The sequence below is a fragment of the Actinomadura sp. WAC 06369 genome (assembly GCF_003947565.1).
Classification (GTDB): domain Bacteria; phylum Actinomycetota; class Actinomycetes; order Streptosporangiales; family Streptosporangiaceae; genus Spirillospora; species Spirillospora rifamycini.
In genome coordinates, this window is record NZ_QHJN01000029.1 from 14,674 (window position 1) to 29,592 (window position 14,919).

The 14,919-nt window shown below is 74.8% G+C and carries 13 protein-coding genes; 1 reads left to right on the forward strand and 12 read right to left on the reverse strand.

From position 1 onward, the window contains the following. Positions 1-48 precede the first annotated feature (48 nt). The 4 genes from DMH08_RS10620 to DMH08_RS10635 form a co-directional block, all read right to left on the reverse strand. A complete protein-coding gene (locus DMH08_RS10620) occupies positions 49-1,659 on the reverse strand; it encodes an ABC transporter substrate-binding protein (protein ID WP_158642288.1) in 1,611 nt (536 codons plus the stop codon). Between the two features lie 127 nt (positions 1,660-1,786). Beyond that, a complete protein-coding gene (locus DMH08_RS10625) occupies positions 1,787-2,641 on the reverse strand; it encodes a fumarylacetoacetate hydrolase family protein (protein ID WP_125613339.1) in 855 nt (284 codons plus the stop codon). A 3-nt stretch (positions 2,642-2,644) separates the two neighbouring features. Then, the gene (locus DMH08_RS10630) at positions 2,645-3,586 is read right to left on the reverse strand and encodes a Gfo/Idh/MocA family protein (protein ID WP_125613340.1); all 942 of its coding nucleotides are present in this window, start codon (positions 3,584-3,586) and stop codon (positions 2,645-2,647) included. 26 nt (positions 3,587-3,612) lie between these two features. After that, the gene (locus tag DMH08_RS10635; RefSeq protein ID WP_125613341.1) at positions 3,613-4,635 is read right to left on the reverse strand and encodes a Gfo/Idh/MocA family protein; all 1,023 of its coding nucleotides are present in this window, start codon (positions 4,633-4,635) and stop codon (positions 3,613-3,615) included. Positions 4,636-4,816: 181 nt separating this feature from the next. Between DMH08_RS10635 and DMH08_RS10640 the strand changes: the two genes are divergently transcribed. Then, entirely contained in the window at positions 4,817-6,151 is a 1,335-nt protein-coding gene (locus DMH08_RS10640) for an aspartate aminotransferase family protein (RefSeq protein WP_125613342.1), read from the forward strand. Positions 6,152-6,229: 78 nt separating this feature from the next. Here the strand turns inward: DMH08_RS10640 and DMH08_RS10645 are convergent, their stop codons facing one another. From DMH08_RS10645 to DMH08_RS10680, 8 genes are all read right to left on the reverse strand, one after another. Further along, positions 6,230-7,477: an endonuclease/exonuclease/phosphatase family protein gene (locus DMH08_RS10645; protein WP_125613343.1), complete on the reverse strand. Its 1,248-nt coding sequence runs from the start codon at positions 7,475-7,477 to the stop codon at positions 6,230-6,232. Between the two features lie 47 nt (positions 7,478-7,524). Further along, entirely contained in the window at positions 7,525-8,604 is a 1,080-nt protein-coding gene (locus DMH08_RS10650) for an esterase-like activity of phytase family protein (protein WP_125613344.1), read from the reverse strand. 175 nt (positions 8,605-8,779) lie between these two features. Then, complete coding sequence (gene mnhG, locus DMH08_RS10655; RefSeq protein ID WP_026402322.1) at positions 8,780-9,106, reverse strand: monovalent cation/H(+) antiporter subunit G; 327 nt, start codon at positions 9,104-9,106, stop codon at positions 8,780-8,782. Then, a complete protein-coding gene (locus tag DMH08_RS10660; protein ID WP_125613345.1) occupies positions 9,103-9,369 on the reverse strand; it encodes a monovalent cation/H+ antiporter complex subunit F in 267 nt (88 codons plus the stop codon). The genes mnhG and DMH08_RS10660 overlap by 4 nt, the downstream gene beginning before the upstream one ends. Beyond that, positions 9,366-9,890: a Na+/H+ antiporter subunit E gene (locus DMH08_RS10665; RefSeq protein WP_125613347.1), complete on the reverse strand. Its 525-nt coding sequence runs from the start codon at positions 9,888-9,890 to the stop codon at positions 9,366-9,368. The genes DMH08_RS10660 and DMH08_RS10665 overlap by 4 nt, the downstream gene beginning before the upstream one ends. Then, positions 9,887-11,401: a Na+/H+ antiporter subunit D gene (locus DMH08_RS10670; RefSeq protein WP_125613349.1), complete on the reverse strand. Its 1,515-nt coding sequence runs from the start codon at positions 11,399-11,401 to the stop codon at positions 9,887-9,889. The genes DMH08_RS10665 and DMH08_RS10670 overlap by 4 nt, the downstream gene beginning before the upstream one ends. After that, complete coding sequence (locus tag DMH08_RS10675; RefSeq protein ID WP_125613351.1) at positions 11,398-11,934, reverse strand: Na(+)/H(+) antiporter subunit C; 537 nt, start codon at positions 11,932-11,934, stop codon at positions 11,398-11,400. The genes DMH08_RS10670 and DMH08_RS10675 overlap by 4 nt, the downstream gene beginning before the upstream one ends. Beyond that, positions 11,931-14,840 (reverse strand): Na+/H+ antiporter subunit A, encoded by a 2,910-nt coding sequence (locus DMH08_RS10680; protein ID WP_125613353.1) that lies wholly within the window; start codon positions 14,838-14,840, stop codon positions 11,931-11,933. The genes DMH08_RS10675 and DMH08_RS10680 overlap by 4 nt, the downstream gene beginning before the upstream one ends. Positions 14,841-14,919 lie beyond the last annotated feature (79 nt).

Sequence of the window (14,919 nt, forward strand, 5' to 3'; positions counted from 1 at the left end):
CGCCCGCGGCGGGGCGCGTCCCGGTGCCCGGCGGTCCGGGAGGCCGGGTCAGCTCAGCTTCCAGTTCGCGAAGTTCCAGAACCCGAGCTCGTTGGTCGGCATGCCGGACGGCTCGAAGCCCGCCAGGTTCGTCCGGTACGCCCAGATGGTGTCCGGGTTGTACAGCCACAGGTACGGGACCCCGGCCTGCTCGATCTCGGCCGCCCGCCGGAACAGGCCCTTCCGCTCGGCCGGGTCGGCGACGGCGTCGGCGCGCTCCAGCAGCCGGTCCAGTTCCTCGTCGCAGAAGTGGCCGATGTTGCCGCCGTCCGGGTAGCCGGCGTCGCAGCCGTCGATGGTCCCCACGGTGGACGGCTCGGTGGCGTAGTTGCCGCCTCCGAACAGCGCCAGGTCGAAGCTCCGGTCCTCGTAGGACGACAGCAGCGCGTCCGCCTGCACCTGCTCGAGTTCGACCTTCACGCCGACGGCCCCGAGCTGGCTCTGGATCACGGTGGCGGCGGTGTCGCGGTCGCGCTGGCCCGGCACCCACGACAGGGTGACCGGTTCGGACGGGTCCCAGCCCGCCTCGGCGAGCAGGCTCTTGGCCTTGGCCGGGTCGTAGGGGTACCGCTCGCCCGCCGGGGCTAGCTCGCCGTAGAAGCTGGAGTCGACGACGGTGCCGGCGCCGCCGAGCACCTTGTCCACCAGGCCCTTGCGGTCGATGGCGTGCAGCATCGCCTGCCGCACCTTGGCGTCCTTGAAGCGGTCCTGGCTCTGGTTGACCGCGATCCGGTTGAACCCCGGGCTCTTGGCCGTCGCGACCTTGACGCCGTCCATCGCCTCGACCGTCGGCAGGTCGGTCGGCGCCACCTGGACGAGGTCCATCTCCCCGGTGCCCAGCTGCGCGGTGGCCACGTCCGAGGTCACCGGCTTGAGGTACACCTTCTTGATCGAGACGGGCTCGCGGTGGTTCGGGTTCGCGGCCAGCTCGACGTACTGGTCGGTCTTGTACTGGACGAACGTGAACGCGCCGGACGAGACGGTCGGCCGGGTGAAGAACGCGTGGCCGCCCAGGTCCTTGTCGGGGACGGCGCCCAGCACGTGCTCGGGGAGGATCGGCGTGTTGCCGATCAGCCCGGCCAGGCCCGCCGCCGGACGGGTCGTGGTGATCTTCACGGTGGTGTCGTCGACCGCGGTGACGCCGTCGAGCGTGTCGGCGTCGCCGTCCGCGAGTTCCTTCGCGCCCTTCACGGCGGCGAACTTGCCCGACTGGGCGCTGCCGGTCTCCGGGTCGGCGAGGGCGGTGTAGGTGAACACCACGTCCTTCGCCGTCAGCGGCTTCCCGTCGCTCCACTTCAGGCCCGGCTTGAGTTTGATGGTGATGGTCTTCGCGTCGCCGGACACCTCGGGCGCCGCCTCGGCGAGCCGCGGGGTCAGCTCGTAGGAGGCGTCCGCGCCGTACAGCGAGTCGAAGATGAACGACATGACGAGCTGGTCCGGCCCGTTGTTGGGCGCGAGCGGGCTGAACGTCTTGGGCTTCTGGTAGAGGTACATGTTCAGAACGCCGGTGTCGCCCGCCCCCTGCTGGGTGGGGTCGGAGCTGCACGCGGCGAGGGCGCCCGCCGCGAGCACGGCGCCGAGGGCCGCCGCCCCGCCGCGCCCGCCGATGCGCCCGCGCATGCCGGTTCGACGCGTGCCGGTCGGACGCATGCCGGTTGGACGCATGCCGGTTGGACGCATGCCGGTTGGAATGGTCATGACTGCCTCTTCTCGGTAGCCGGGCTCCCGCCCGGCCACGGCGGTCCGCTCAGCGGACCCGGTTCACCAGGCTGCCGAGACCGGTCACGCGGACCGTCATCTCGTCGCCCGCGGACAGGAACTCCCCCGATGCCAAACCGACTCCGGCGGGCGTGCCGGTGTACAGCACGTCGCCGGGTTCCAGCGTCATCAGCCGGGACGCGAACGCCACCAGCTCCGCGACGCTGAAGATCATCTGACCGGTGTCGCCCTGCTGCCGCACCCGCCCGTTGACCTCCATGGTCACGTCGAGCTTCTGCGGGTCGGGCACCTCGTCGGCCGTGGTCAGGTACGGGCCCATGGCGGCGAAGCCGTCCGGCCACTTGCCGTTGAGCCAGTCGAAGAACCCGACCATCGGGTCACCGGTGTCGCGCTCGTGCCCGTAGTCCATCTTCCGGCCGGACACGTCGTTGCCGATCGTGTAGCCGCCGACGTGCTCCAGGGCGCTGTCGAGCGGGATGTCCTTGCCGCCGCGGCCGATCACCGCGACCAGCTCGGCCTCCCAGTCCACCTGCGGGCTCACCGACGGGATCGCGATCTCCTCGCCGGGGCCGCTGACCGCGGTGGCGGGCTTGAGGAACAGCCGCGGCGAGATCCGCGACTTGTCCAGCCGGTCGCCGCCGGTCTCCTCCACGTGCTCCTGGTAGTTGGCGGCGACCGCGAGCACCTTGCCCGGCCGGAGCAGCGGCGCGAGCAGCGTCACCTCGGCCAGCGGGTGCTCGCCGGACGGCTCCGGCAGCGCGTCCGGCGCGCCGAGCACGGCGCTCAGGTCGCCGGGGCCGAGGTCGGTGACGGTCGCGGCGTCGGTGATCCGGCCGTGGCGGACCCCGCCGTCGCCGGGCAGGCGGTAGGTGGCGAGCTTCATGCGTCAGTCCTCCGAGGGGTCGAGCGGCACAGTGGGGTCGAGCGGCACGGGGGTGCCGAGGGCGAGGGAGCGGGCCGCGGCGTCGGTGACGCGCAGGGCCGCGGCGGCGTCCGCGGGGCCGGCCTCGGGCGGGCGCCCCGAGACGATCGCGGTGTGCAGGGCGGTGAGCATCCGGCCGACCGTGCCGTCCGCGTGCCAGGCCGCGCGGGTGCCGAGCACCGTCCGGACGGCCGCCGCGGGGCGGGTCGCGTCGACGTCCATGACGCCGCCGGACCCGCTGATCCGGTACCTGTGCAGTGCCACGCTCCCGTACGGGGCCGTGGTTCCCGGCAGCCGGCCGACCGTGATGGTGCTGGTCAGTCCGTGGTCGTGGTCGAGGAGGAGCACGGTGGAGCGGCGGGGGTCGCGGCCCGGCAGGGCGTGCACCCGGCGGACGGCCCGGCCGGTCAGTGCGAGCACCACGTCGACCGGGTAGAGCCCGAAGTTCACCAGCTCGCCCTGCGGGCACGGGTCCCCGCCGTCCACGAGGAAATCGGCCTGGACGTTCCAGGGCAGGCCGATGCGTCCCGCCGCCAGGGCGGCTCCGGCCGAGCGGACGGCCGCGCCGAAGCGGTGGTGGTGCGCGGGCATGCAGACCAGGCCCGTCTCCCGGGCCGCGTCCTCGACGCGCCGCGCGTCCGCGGCGTCCAGCGCCATCGGCTTGTCGGCCAGCACGTGGCAGCCGGCGCGCAGCGCCTCGACGATCCGGTCGGCGCGCTCGCCGGGCGGGGCGCACACGGAGACGACCTGGGCGCCGGTCTCGGCGATCGCCGCGGTGAGGTCGTCCGCGGCCGCCTCGACGAGGGCGAAGCCGGGGTGCGCGCGGAAGGCGGGCACGTACATGTCGCTCTGGTGGTCCTGCGTGCCGAGGCCGCTCGTTCCCCAGGGCAGCGTCCGCAGTGCCACGGTTCGCGGTGTCGCGGTGCGCGGTGTCACGCGGCCTCCTTAACGACGTCGTCGACCCGTACGGGCAGGCCGGTGGCGATGGAACGTTCCGCCGCGACGCCCATGCCGACGGCCAGCAGGCCGTCGGCACCGGACACGGCGGCCGGGGCGCCGGTGACGGCGTCCGCCCAGGCGGCCATCTGGGTGGCGAACCCGTCGGTGCCGCCGGGCGGCAGCAGCGCCGTGCCCGACTCGTCGGTGACGGTTCCGGACTCGGCGTCCCAGGGCAGCGACAGCAGCCCGCCGGTTCCGGTGACCAGCACGTCCCGGCGCGCGTAGGAGGCGGGCCGGTGCCCGCGGCTCATCTCGCACACCGCGACCGCGCCGCCGGCGAACCGGACCGTCATCTCGAGGTAGTCGTAGATGTCCAGCTCGGCGGCGGTCTGGCGGCGCCCGCGGGCGTACACCGTCTCCGGGACGTCGCCCGTCCACCAGGTGACCAGGTCCAGCAGGTGGACGCCGTTGTGCAGGGCGTGGCCGCCGGAGCGGGACGGGTCGAGCATCCAGCCGCGCCAGTCGGGCCAGATCCAGCCGCCCAGGATCGACAGCCGGACCAGGTCGACGTCGCCGAGTTCGCCGGAGCGGATCACGTCCCGGACCGTCAGCGCGTAGTCATAGTGGCGGTGGCTGTGCGCGGGCATCAGCACCCGCCCCGCACGCGCGAACGCCTCGACGGCCCGCCGGGCGCCCGCGACGTCCGTGGCGAGCGGCTTCTCGATCAGCAGGTGCGCGCCCGCCGCGGCGACCCGCTCGGCGATCCCCGCGTGCGTGTCGTTGGGGGTGCACACCACGCAGCCGTCCGCGCCGGTCTCGGCCAGCGCGGCGCCGAGGTCGGTGTACCACGGGACGCCGCCGTTGGCGCGGGAGGCGGCGGCGGCCCGGCCCGCGTCGACGTCCACGACGCCGGCGAGTTCCAGGCGCGGCTCGGCATGGATCGCGGCCGCGTGCTGCGCGGCGATGAAGCCGGTGCCGACGACCAGCACCCGCACTGTCGCGGAAAGGGATTCCATGCCGGTGAATACTGAGCGGTGAGCGATTCAAACGTCAAGAGGTCGGTGGATTTTTCTTTACCCCCTCCCTGCTCAGTGGCCTTCCTTCCCGACAGAACCGTTGACATGGAACGCCTTTTCATGCAACATCCACGCCGAAACGAGACCGTTACAGTCTGCTCATTCACTTGGGGGGAACCCGATGACGACCGCCGACCTGGCCCGGCCATCCTCCGGCGGGGACCCGCTGGCCGCCGCGCGGGAGGTGATCCCCGGCGGCGTCAACTCCGCCACCCGCCTGGTCGGCCCGCCGCACGCGCTCGCCGCCGCGTCCGGCGCGTACGTCACGGACACCGACGGCCGCCGCTACCTCGACTACCACGCCGCGTTCGGCGCGATCCTGCTCGGCCACGCCGCGCCCGAGGTGGACGACGCGGTGCGGGCGGCCATCGGCGGGCTGGACCTGGTCGGCTGGGGCGTCACCGCGCCCGAGATCGAGCTGGCGCGGCTGGTCACCGAGGCGATCCCGTCCGCGGAGCAGATGATCTCGGCGATGTCGGGCAGCGAGGCCACGGCGCAGGCGGTGCGGCTGTCCCGCGCGGTCACCGGCCGCCCGCTGATCGTCAAGTTCCAGGGCGGCTTCCACGGCTGGCACGACGCGGTCGCCCGGAACGTGATCTCCCCGCCGGAACGCGCCTACGGCAGCGACCCGCTCTCCGGCGGCATCCTTCCCGAGGCGCTCGGCTCGACGCTGATCGCCGAGTTCAACGACCTGGACTCGGTCCGCTCCCTGTACGAGGCCCACCCGGACCGCATCGCCGCCGTGATCATGGAGCCGATCCCGCACAACGTCGGCGCGCTCGTCCCGACCCGGGAGTTCGCCGAGGGCCTGCGCGCCCTGACCGCGGAGCAGGGCTCGCTGCTGATCTTCGACGAGGTCATCACCGGGTTCCGGCACGCGCTGGGCGGCTACCAGGAGATCTGCGGCGTCACGCCCGACCTCACCACGTTCGGGAAGGCGATGGGCAACGGCTACCCGATCGCCGGGCTGGCCGGACCCCGGCGGCTGATGGAGCACTTCAGCTCCGCGGGCGGGGACGTCCTGCTGGCGGGGACCTTCAACGGCAACCCCGTTTCGTCCGCGGCCGCCATCGCCACCATCACCTACCTGCGCGACAACCCGGACTTCTACCGGCGCACCCACGCCCTCGGCGACCGGATGCGGGCCGGACTCGACGGCATCTGCGCCGAACTGGGCATCGCGGCCACCGCCGCGGGGTTCGGCGGCGTCTTCGCCCTCTACTTCACCGGCGCGCCGATCCGCGGCTACCGCGACCTCATGCGCAACAACGACGCCGCGTACGTGGCCTTCCACCGGCGCATGACCGATCGCGGTTTCCTGATGCTCCCGCTCTCCCTCAAGCGCAACCACATCTCCGCCGCGCACACCGCCGAGGACGTCGACCGCACCCTGGAGGCCGCCAGGGACGTGCTCCGGACGATCCGCGACGACGGGACGCTGGCCGCCGCCGAGTGAGCCCGCCCGCCCCGGCGGCTCCGCCCGGTCCGGCGGGGCGGGCGCCGTCCTTCGCCGCCGGGGAGCGCGGCGCCGCGCCTAGCGGCGGACGTCCAGCCAGACCAGGCGGTGGTCGGAGGACGGGAACGGGTAGGTGCCGGTCAGCCGGGACAGCGGGTCGGACGACACGGGCCAGAACACGCCGCTTCGGACGGTGCGCGTCCCCCGCGACGGGAGGACGTAGTCGACCCGCAGGTTGCCCGGGGACGTGTCGGCGAAGTCGGCGGTGTCGTGGCGCGGGTCGCCCTCGTGGCCGCGGTTCGCGCCGCCCTGGACCTCGGCGGCCTCGGCGGCGCCGCGGCTGGACGGCACGGACGACGCGTCGACGCGGGGGTTGCGGAGGAGCTGCCGGATCGCTCCGTTGAAGCCGTCGCCGTCGTTCGGGTCGGCGTTCTGGTCCCCGGCGATGACGAACCGGGCGCCCGGCGCCAGGCCGCCGCGCCGCCCGCGGTCGTCGTAGATGTAGCGGCCCCGCCACGGCCGGACGTAGTCCGCCCAGAAGCGGATCTCGTCGTGGTTGCGGCGCCCGTTGCGGTCCTCGGCGCCGTCGAAGGACGGCGGCGTCGGGTGGCTGACGAGGAAGTGCACGGTGCGGCGGCCCACGCGGACCGGCACGTCCCAGTGGCTCTTGGACGACAGCCGGACCTTCGCCAGCTCCTCGTCGCTGTACCAGTCGGACGGGGTGTGGGTGGTGGTGTCGTCCGGGAGGGCGGCGCCCGGCATGTCCTTCCACAGGAACTTCTGGAAGGTGCGGACCTGCCGGCGGTCGATCGGGTAGCGGGAGTAGACGACCATGCCGTACTGGCCGGGGAACACGCCGTAGCCGTAGGCGTCCTGCCCGTAGGGGTCGGAGCCGGGCTCGGTGACCGCCTCGCCGTCGTTGTTCAGGTCCAGGCCGGACGGGACGCCGGTGTTGCTCGGCGCCGTGTAGCGGTAGCGGTAGCGGATGGGGTCCGCGCCGCCCTGCCCGACCGACAGGTAGTTGTCCTGGAACAGCCGGGCGGCCTCGCCGCGCCGGTCGTAGTCGAACTCGTTGACGAGCAGGACGTCCGGGCGGGCGCGCTGGATGATCTCGGCGACCGTCCGGGCCTGCTCGTCGGTGCGGCCGGACAGGTCCGCGACGAGTTCGCCCTCGGCCGCCCGGTTCAGCGACGCGTTGAAGGTGGCGAACCGGACGTCGGGCGCGGGGCGTCCGGCGTGGGCGGAGGCGGCGGGCGCGGGCAGGGCCACGGCCGCCGCCGCGGTCGCCGCGGCGGCGAGCGCCGCGGGGGCACCGGCACGGATCATGGGTTCTCCTTCGGCCGGCCCGGGCGGTGCCCGGGCGTTCGGGGCGGTCAGGCGCGGACGCGCACGGCGAGCGCGTACACGCGGGTGGTCTGCGCGGCGCTGCCGTTGTCGTCCGACACGAGGTACAGGACGCGGCGCCCGTGCGGCGCGCGGCCGCCGAGCGCCATGCCCTCGACGTTGTCGAGGAGCGGGTTGGGCTGCGGCTGCTTCGCGGTCGCGCCGGACGGCGGGCAGTCCGCGAGGTCGACCAGCGGTTCCTTGCGGAGCACGGCCGGGGAGTCCGCGGGGACCGACGCGGCGTCCGAGACGTCCGCCGCGCGGCGCGTCGACGCCGCGTAGACCCGGACGGTGTTGCCGACGCCGGACGTCCAGCCGCGTTCGAGGGCGAGCAGGCCGCCGCCGCGGAGGGCGACGAGCTCGACGAGGCCGAGGCCCGGGTCCGTCCGGTAGGCGTACTGGGCGGTGGGCCGGTGGTCGCGGCCCGGGCGGCGGTCGTAGCGCAGGATCCGGACGACGCCGGGCGCGTCGGCCGCCAGCGGGCCCTCCATCCCGGCGTACAGGGTGCGGCCGTCGGGGGTGGCGGCGAGCGCCTCGAACGTCTGGTTGGCGACGGCGCCGCCCGCCGGGGCGACCCGGAACCGCGCGGGCACCGGCAGCTCGGCCCGCCGGCGGCCGGTCCGCGCGTCGAAGCGGCGGACGGACGGCTCGGTCTCCGAGCTCACGAGCACCGTGCGTCCGCCCGGCTCGGCGACGAGGCCCTCCCCGTCGAGATCGGCGCCGGTGTAGGGGGTGCCGTCGGGCCGCTTCAGGATCGTGGATCCGCGCGCCTCCGCGTGGAGGCCGCCGCGGCGCGTCCGCAGGTCGAGGCCGTACACGCGGGCGGGCGTGGTGCCGATGTTGTCGACGAGCGCGAGGGCGCGGCCGGGGCGGGTGACGGCGAGCGCCGAGAGCCCGGCGACGGCCGTCCCGTCCAGGGTCGCCTTGTCGAGGGCGTCGGTGAAGCCGAGCAGCGCGGCGGACGGCGAGCACGCCGCGGCGCGCGGCGGGGGCGCGGCCGCGGCGGGGACGGCGAGGGCGCCGCCGAGCACCAGCCCGGCCGCGGGGACGAGGAACCTACGCGACCACATGTCGGCCTCCGGGGGAACGCATGACCCCTGAGCGTACGGCGGGCGGGCCCGCCGTACCCCGAGCATGATCGAAGCACCCGCCGAACATCAGGTGAACGCCCGCCCCGGCCCGGATTCTCCGGCGGGCGGCCCGGTCGCCGGAGGTCCGCACGCCGGGTCGCGGCGGCCGTCCGGATCACCCTTCCTCGGACTCGTCGACGACGAGGCGGTCGCGGTCGATGCCGCCGGTGCGGTAGGCGGCGCCGCCGATCGTCTGGGCGGCGACCGGGGCGGTGATGAGCTGGAAGACGGCGACGAGCAGCAGCGGCGCGGCGGCGCTGAGGGTGTCGGCCTGCGGCGCGACGCCCGCGAGGACCAGCACCAGGCCGATCGTCTGCGGCTTCGTCGCGGCGTGCAGGCGGCTGAGCAGGTCGGGGAAGCGCAGCGCGCCGAGCGCGCCGAGGAACGAGAAGGTCGCGCCGGCGGGCAGCAGGACCGCGGTGACGAGGTCGGCGGGGCTCATCCGTGCTCCCCCCGCTCCCCCGCGAGCCGGGCCGCGGTGACCGAGCCGACGAACCCGAGGACGGCGATGACGACGAGGAGCGTGGAGTTCGCGGGCTCGTCCTGCGCGGCGACGTGCACGGCGATGCCGCTGATGAGCAGCACCGCCAGGACGTCCAGGGCCATGATGCGGTCGAACGCGGTGGGGCCGCGCAGCAGCCGGAGCGTCGTGAGGGCGAACGCGGCGCCGAGGAGGCTCAGGGTCAGGGCGTAGACGGCGGTCATGCGGGCTCCTCCGGTTCGGGCGCGCCGAGGGCGCGCAGCAGGCGGCGTTCGGTGGCGAGCAGGCCGCGCCGGACGGCCTCGGCGTCGGCGGGGTCGTCGACGGGCATGCCGTGGATGAGGAAGAGGGAGTTCTCCCAGTCGACGTCGAGGACGAGCGTGCCCGGGCGCAGCGACGTGCTCGTGGTCACCGCGAGGAGGACGACGTCCGACTGCGAGCGCGCGCGCACGCGGACGAGGGCTCCCTGGACGCGGCTCGGCCGCCACAGCGCGTGCTTGCCGATGACGACGCTCGACGCGAAGAGGTCCCACCCGAACTCGAGCAGGGCCTCGGTGAGCCGGACGGGACGGAGCCGCTTGATGAACGGGACGGTCGGCAGCCGCGTGACGGCGTACGCGGCGTAGGCGACGGCGATGCCGGACAGGACGGTCGCGCCGTCGACGCGTCCCCACAGCAGCAGCCACACGCCGAGCAGCCACAGGGCCATGCCGGTGCGGGCGGCGATGCGGCTCAGGACGTTCACCGTTCCCCCAGGACGGCCCGGACGTACGGGACGGGGTCGAGCAGTTCGGTGGCGGCGCGGTGGCTCCAGTCGGTGAGGGGGCCGGCGAACGCGGGGATGAGGAGGCCGACGCAGACCATCGCGGCGGTGACGGTCCGCATGACGCGGACGCCGCCCCGCGCGGCCGCGTCGTGGGGGCGTTCGGGCAGTTCGGCGGCGGGGGTGCGCCAGAACGCGAGGGCCCACACGCGGCTCATCGCCATGAGGGTGAGGAGGCTGGCGAGGACGGCGACGCCCGTGACGGCGTACGCGGCGGTGCTCCCGGACCCGACGCCGGCCTGGAAGATCGCGAGCTTGGCGATGAACCCGGAGGTCGGGGGGACGCCGCTGACGCTCAGCGCGGGGATGAAGAACAGCACGGAGACGAACGGGGAGACGATCGCGAGGCCGCGCAGCCGGGTGAGGGTGATCTCCCCGGTGAGTCCCTGCATGAGGTCGCTGACCAGGAACAGCGTCGCCTGGACGATGATGTGGTGGACGAGGTAGAGGATCGCGCCGGTGAGTCCCGCGACGGTGAACAGGCTGAGCCCGAACAGCATGTAGCCGATGTGCCCGACGAGGGTGAGCGACAGGACGCGGTGCAGGTCGTCGTGGGTGAGGGCGCCGAGCGTCCCGACGAGCAGGGTGAGCGCGGCGAGGCCGAGCATCGGCCAGGAGAGCGATTCGCGGGGGAACAGCAGGGTCTCGACGCGGATCAGCGAGTAGACGGCGGCCTTGGTGAGCAGCGCGGCGAACACGGCGGTGATCTGGGTGATCGCGACCGGGTAGCTGTCGGGCAGCCACAGGTGCATCGGGACGATCGCGCTCTTGATGCCGAACACGACGAGGAACAGCATGGCGAGCCCGGTGCGGGTCCCGGCCGGCAGCTCGGCGGTGCGGGTGGCCAGCTCGGCGAGGTTGACGGTGCCGGTCGCGGCGTAGGTGAGCCCGATGGCGGTGAGGAAGAGGATGGACGAGGTCAGGCTGACGGCCGTGTACGTCATGCCGGCCTGGACGCGTTCGCGGCTGGGCGACAGCGTCAGCAGGACGTAGCTGGACGCGAGCATCACCTCGAACGCGACGAACAGGTTGAACAGGTCGCCGGCGAGGAACGTCAGGCAGACCCCGGCGGTGAGGGTGAGGTACGCGGGGTAGAAGACGCCGGGTTCGTGCTCGCCGCCGAGGCCGCCCGCGCCCTCCCCCACGCCGTGGATCATGATCGCGAGCAGCACGACGGCGGACACCGTCACCAGCAGCGCGGAGAGCCGGTCGGCGACGAGCGTGATGCCGAGCGGCGCGGCCCAGCCGCCGAGCTGGACGGCGGTGACGCCGTCCCGGGCGACGGCGGCGACGAGCGTCCCGGCCGCGGCGACGACCCCGGTGACGACGAGCGGCGCGACGATCCGCAGCAGGGTGTCGCGGCGCCGGACGATCAGCGCGAAGGCCGCGCCGAGCAGCGGCAGGACGAACGGGAGCGGGACGAGGACGTTCATCCGCCGCCTCCGGGCGGGCGCTCGTCCGGCGGCGCCCCCTCACCGGACGGGCCCCCCTCACCGGATGGGCGCTCGCCGGGCCCCTCTTCGCCGGACGCGGGCTCGGGCCCGTCCCGGGGGGCGGGCTCCGGGCCGCCCTCGACCGGGTCGCCCGTCCAGGTGTCGGGGTCGGCGCGCTCCGCCGCCGAGATGCGGCGGTCCTCGACGTCGTCCTGCACCTCGTCCTCGCCGGTGAGGAGGCGGCTGCGGTAGGCGAGCGCGAGCAGGAACGCGGTGACGCCGAAGGTGATGACGATCGCGGTGAGGGCCATCGCCTGCGGCAGCGGGTCGGCCATCTCCCGGTCGTCCTTCCCGCCGAGCAGCGGCGGCGCCCCGGACGGCCCGCCCGCGAGCAGCAGCGCGAGGTTCCCGCCGTGGCCGAGCAGCATGAAGCCGACGACGATGCGGACGAGCGAGCGCTGCAGCATGAGGTGAAAGCCGGTCGCGAACAGGACGGCGACGGCGACCATCAGCGTGACGGTGGGTCCGGTCATCGGGGCTCCTCTCCGGCGACGTCGCGGGCCGCCTCCTCCGCGCCGCCGTCCCGGCCCTCGTCCTGCCTCCGCTCCAGGCTCGCGCCGAGGGTGGTGAGGATCGTCAGGACGAGCCCGAGCACCAGCAGGTACACGCCGATGTCGAAGAACAGGCTGGTGGGGACGTGGATGTCGCCCACGAGGGGGGCGTGCGCGTGGTACGTCGTCTGGTACAGGAACGCGCCGTCGATGAGCCAGCCGGCGGCGCCGGACGCGAGCGCGACCAGCAGTCCGCCGCCGAGCAGCACGGCGGGCCGGACGGGGATGGCGAGGGCCAGCTCGCGCTTCCCGCCCGGCAGGTAGCGCAGGACGAACGCCATCCCGGCGACGAGCCCGCCGACGAACCCGCCGCCGGGGCGGCCGTGCCCGGCGACGAGCAGGTACACCGACACCACCAGGAGGGTGGGCCCGAGGAGGCGGGCGGTGGCCTCCAGCACGACGGACGAGCCGCCGAGCGGCGGCCGTCCGGGTGCGGCGAGCCAGCGCGTCCGCCCCTCCCGCGGCGCGGGCGGGGGCCGCGACGGCTCGCCCCGCATCCCGTGGGTGGGGCCGGGCCGGACGGTGCGGCGCTCGCGGAGCGGCGGGGCGCCGGGCCCGGTGAGGACGAGCCCGGCGACGCCCATCGCGGCGACGGCGAGCACGACGATCTCGCCGAGCGTGTCGAGCGCGCGCAGGTCCACGATGATCGCGTTGACGACGTTCTTCGCCTCCTCCTCCCTCGCGGGGCCGGCGTAGGCGGGGCCGACGGGGGCGGCGGTGCGGCTGAGCGCGGCGACGGCCAGGAACAGCGCGACGAACGCGCCGAGGCAGGCGCTGAGGAGGGCGGTGCCGACGCGGGCGGGCGTCGTCCGGCGGCGCGGCGGGAACCGGTCGGGGAGCCGCCGCAGCGCCAGCACCAGCATGATCAGGGAGAGGGTCTCGACGACGAGCAGGGTGAGCGCCACGTCGGGGCCGCCGTGCACGACGAACAGGCCGCCGACGGCGTAGCCGACGCCCGCGAGCAGCAGCGCGGCCGACAGCCGGCGGCGGACGCGGACCGCCGCGAGCGCGCACACGACGACGATCCCGACGAGCAGCGGCTGCCCCGGTTCGTCCCAGCCGCTCAGCCGCTCGGCGGACGGCGCGGGCGCGGTGCCGCGGAGGAGCCCGGAGACGAGCCCGACGCCCGGCAGCAGCAGCACCATCGTCCCGATCACGGCGAGGTACGCGGGCAGGGAGCCGGTCTGGACGCGGCGGGTGACGCCCCGCGCGGCGGCGAGCGTCGCGGCGACGGTGCCGTCGTAGGCGTCCTGCGCGTCGGGGGCGCGCCACCGGACGGGCGGCGCGGGGAACGTCCGCCCGAACGCCCGGTACAGGGCGAAACCGGCGGCGAACGCGACGAGGGTGAGGACGACCGGCAGCCCGAGCCCGTGCCAGAGCGCGAGCTCGTAGCCGGGGTGCGGGGCGGGGAGCGTGTCGGCGTACCCGGCGAGGAGGGTGTCGAGGGGGCCGGTCAGCAGGCCCCCGGCGAACCCGGCGGCGGCGAGGGCGACGACCGGTCCGACGAGCCCCCACGGGGTGCGCGGCCGTCCCTCCTCGCCCGCGGAGCCGCCGAACGCGCCGTGCATGAACCGGAGGCCGTAGGCGACGGTCAGCGCGGAGCCCGCGACGATCCCGGCGAGGACGGCGGCGTCGGCGCCGCCGTGCGCGAACGCCTTGAGGGCCGTCTCCTTCGCGACGAACCCGAGGAGCGGCGGCACGCCCATCATGGACGCGACCGCGAGGGCGGCCGCGACGGTGAGGACGGGGCGCCGCCGCCCCGACAGCTCGTAGGCGCGGCGCGTCCCCTCCTCGTGCTCGATGACGCCGACCGCGAGGAACAGCGGCGCCTTGAACAGGCCGTGCGCGAGCAGCAGCGCGACGCCGGCGAGCGCGGCCGTCCGGGTCCCGGCGCCGAGCAGCACCATGAGGAAGCCGAGCTGGCTGACGGTGCCGTAGGCGAGCAGCCGCTTCAGGTCGTCCTGGCGGAGCGCGATGACGCCGCCGACGAGCAGGCTGACGAGGCCGACGGAGACGATGAGCGGGCTCCAGAGGCCGGTCTCGGCGAACGCGGGCGACAGCCGCGCCACCAGGTAGACGCCGGCCTTCACCATCGCGGCGGCGTGCAGGTAGCCGCTGACGGGCGTCGGCGCGACCATCGCGGCGGGCAGCCACGCGTGCAGCGGCATCTGCGCGGACTTCGCGAACGCGCCGAGCAGGACCAGCACCATCGCGGTGCGGGCGGCGGCGCCGCCGGGCGGGTCCGCGACGATCTCGGAGATCCGGTACGTCCCGGCGGTCTCCCCGAGGACGACGAACCCGGCGAGCATGACGAGGCCGAACGCGGTGGTGGTCAGCAGCGCCTGGAGGGCGGCGCGCCGGTCCTCGGTCCGCTCGGGGTGCCCGGCGCCGATGAGGATGAACGAGCTGACGGTGGTCAGTTCCCAGAACACGTAGAGGACGAGCAGGTTGTCGGCGAGGACGAGCCCCGTCATCGCGCCCGCGAACGCGACGAGCGTCCCGACGGTGAGCCGCTCGGTGCGGGGGCCGGACGGGAAGTACCGGGCGGCGTAGCACAGGACGACCGCGCCGACGCCGCCGACGAGCAGCAGCATCACGACGGCGAGGGCGTCCAGCCGGAAGTCGATCGTGAGGCCGAGGCCGGGCGCCCAGGACAGCCGCGCGGTGTCGTCGTGCCCGCCCGCGACGTCCCCGGCGCGGGCGACCGCCCACGCGGCGGTGGCGGCGGGGACGAGCGCGGCGGCGTACCCGAGCGCGCGGCCGTCCCGGCCGGCCGCCCAGGGGACGAGGACGGCCGCCGCGGCGTACAGCAGGATCAGCGTGAACATGAGGACGCCGCGGCACCCCCTCCCTGCTGATCACCGGTGCTGACGTCGATCTACCCGACATGCGGCACCGAAACGGAGG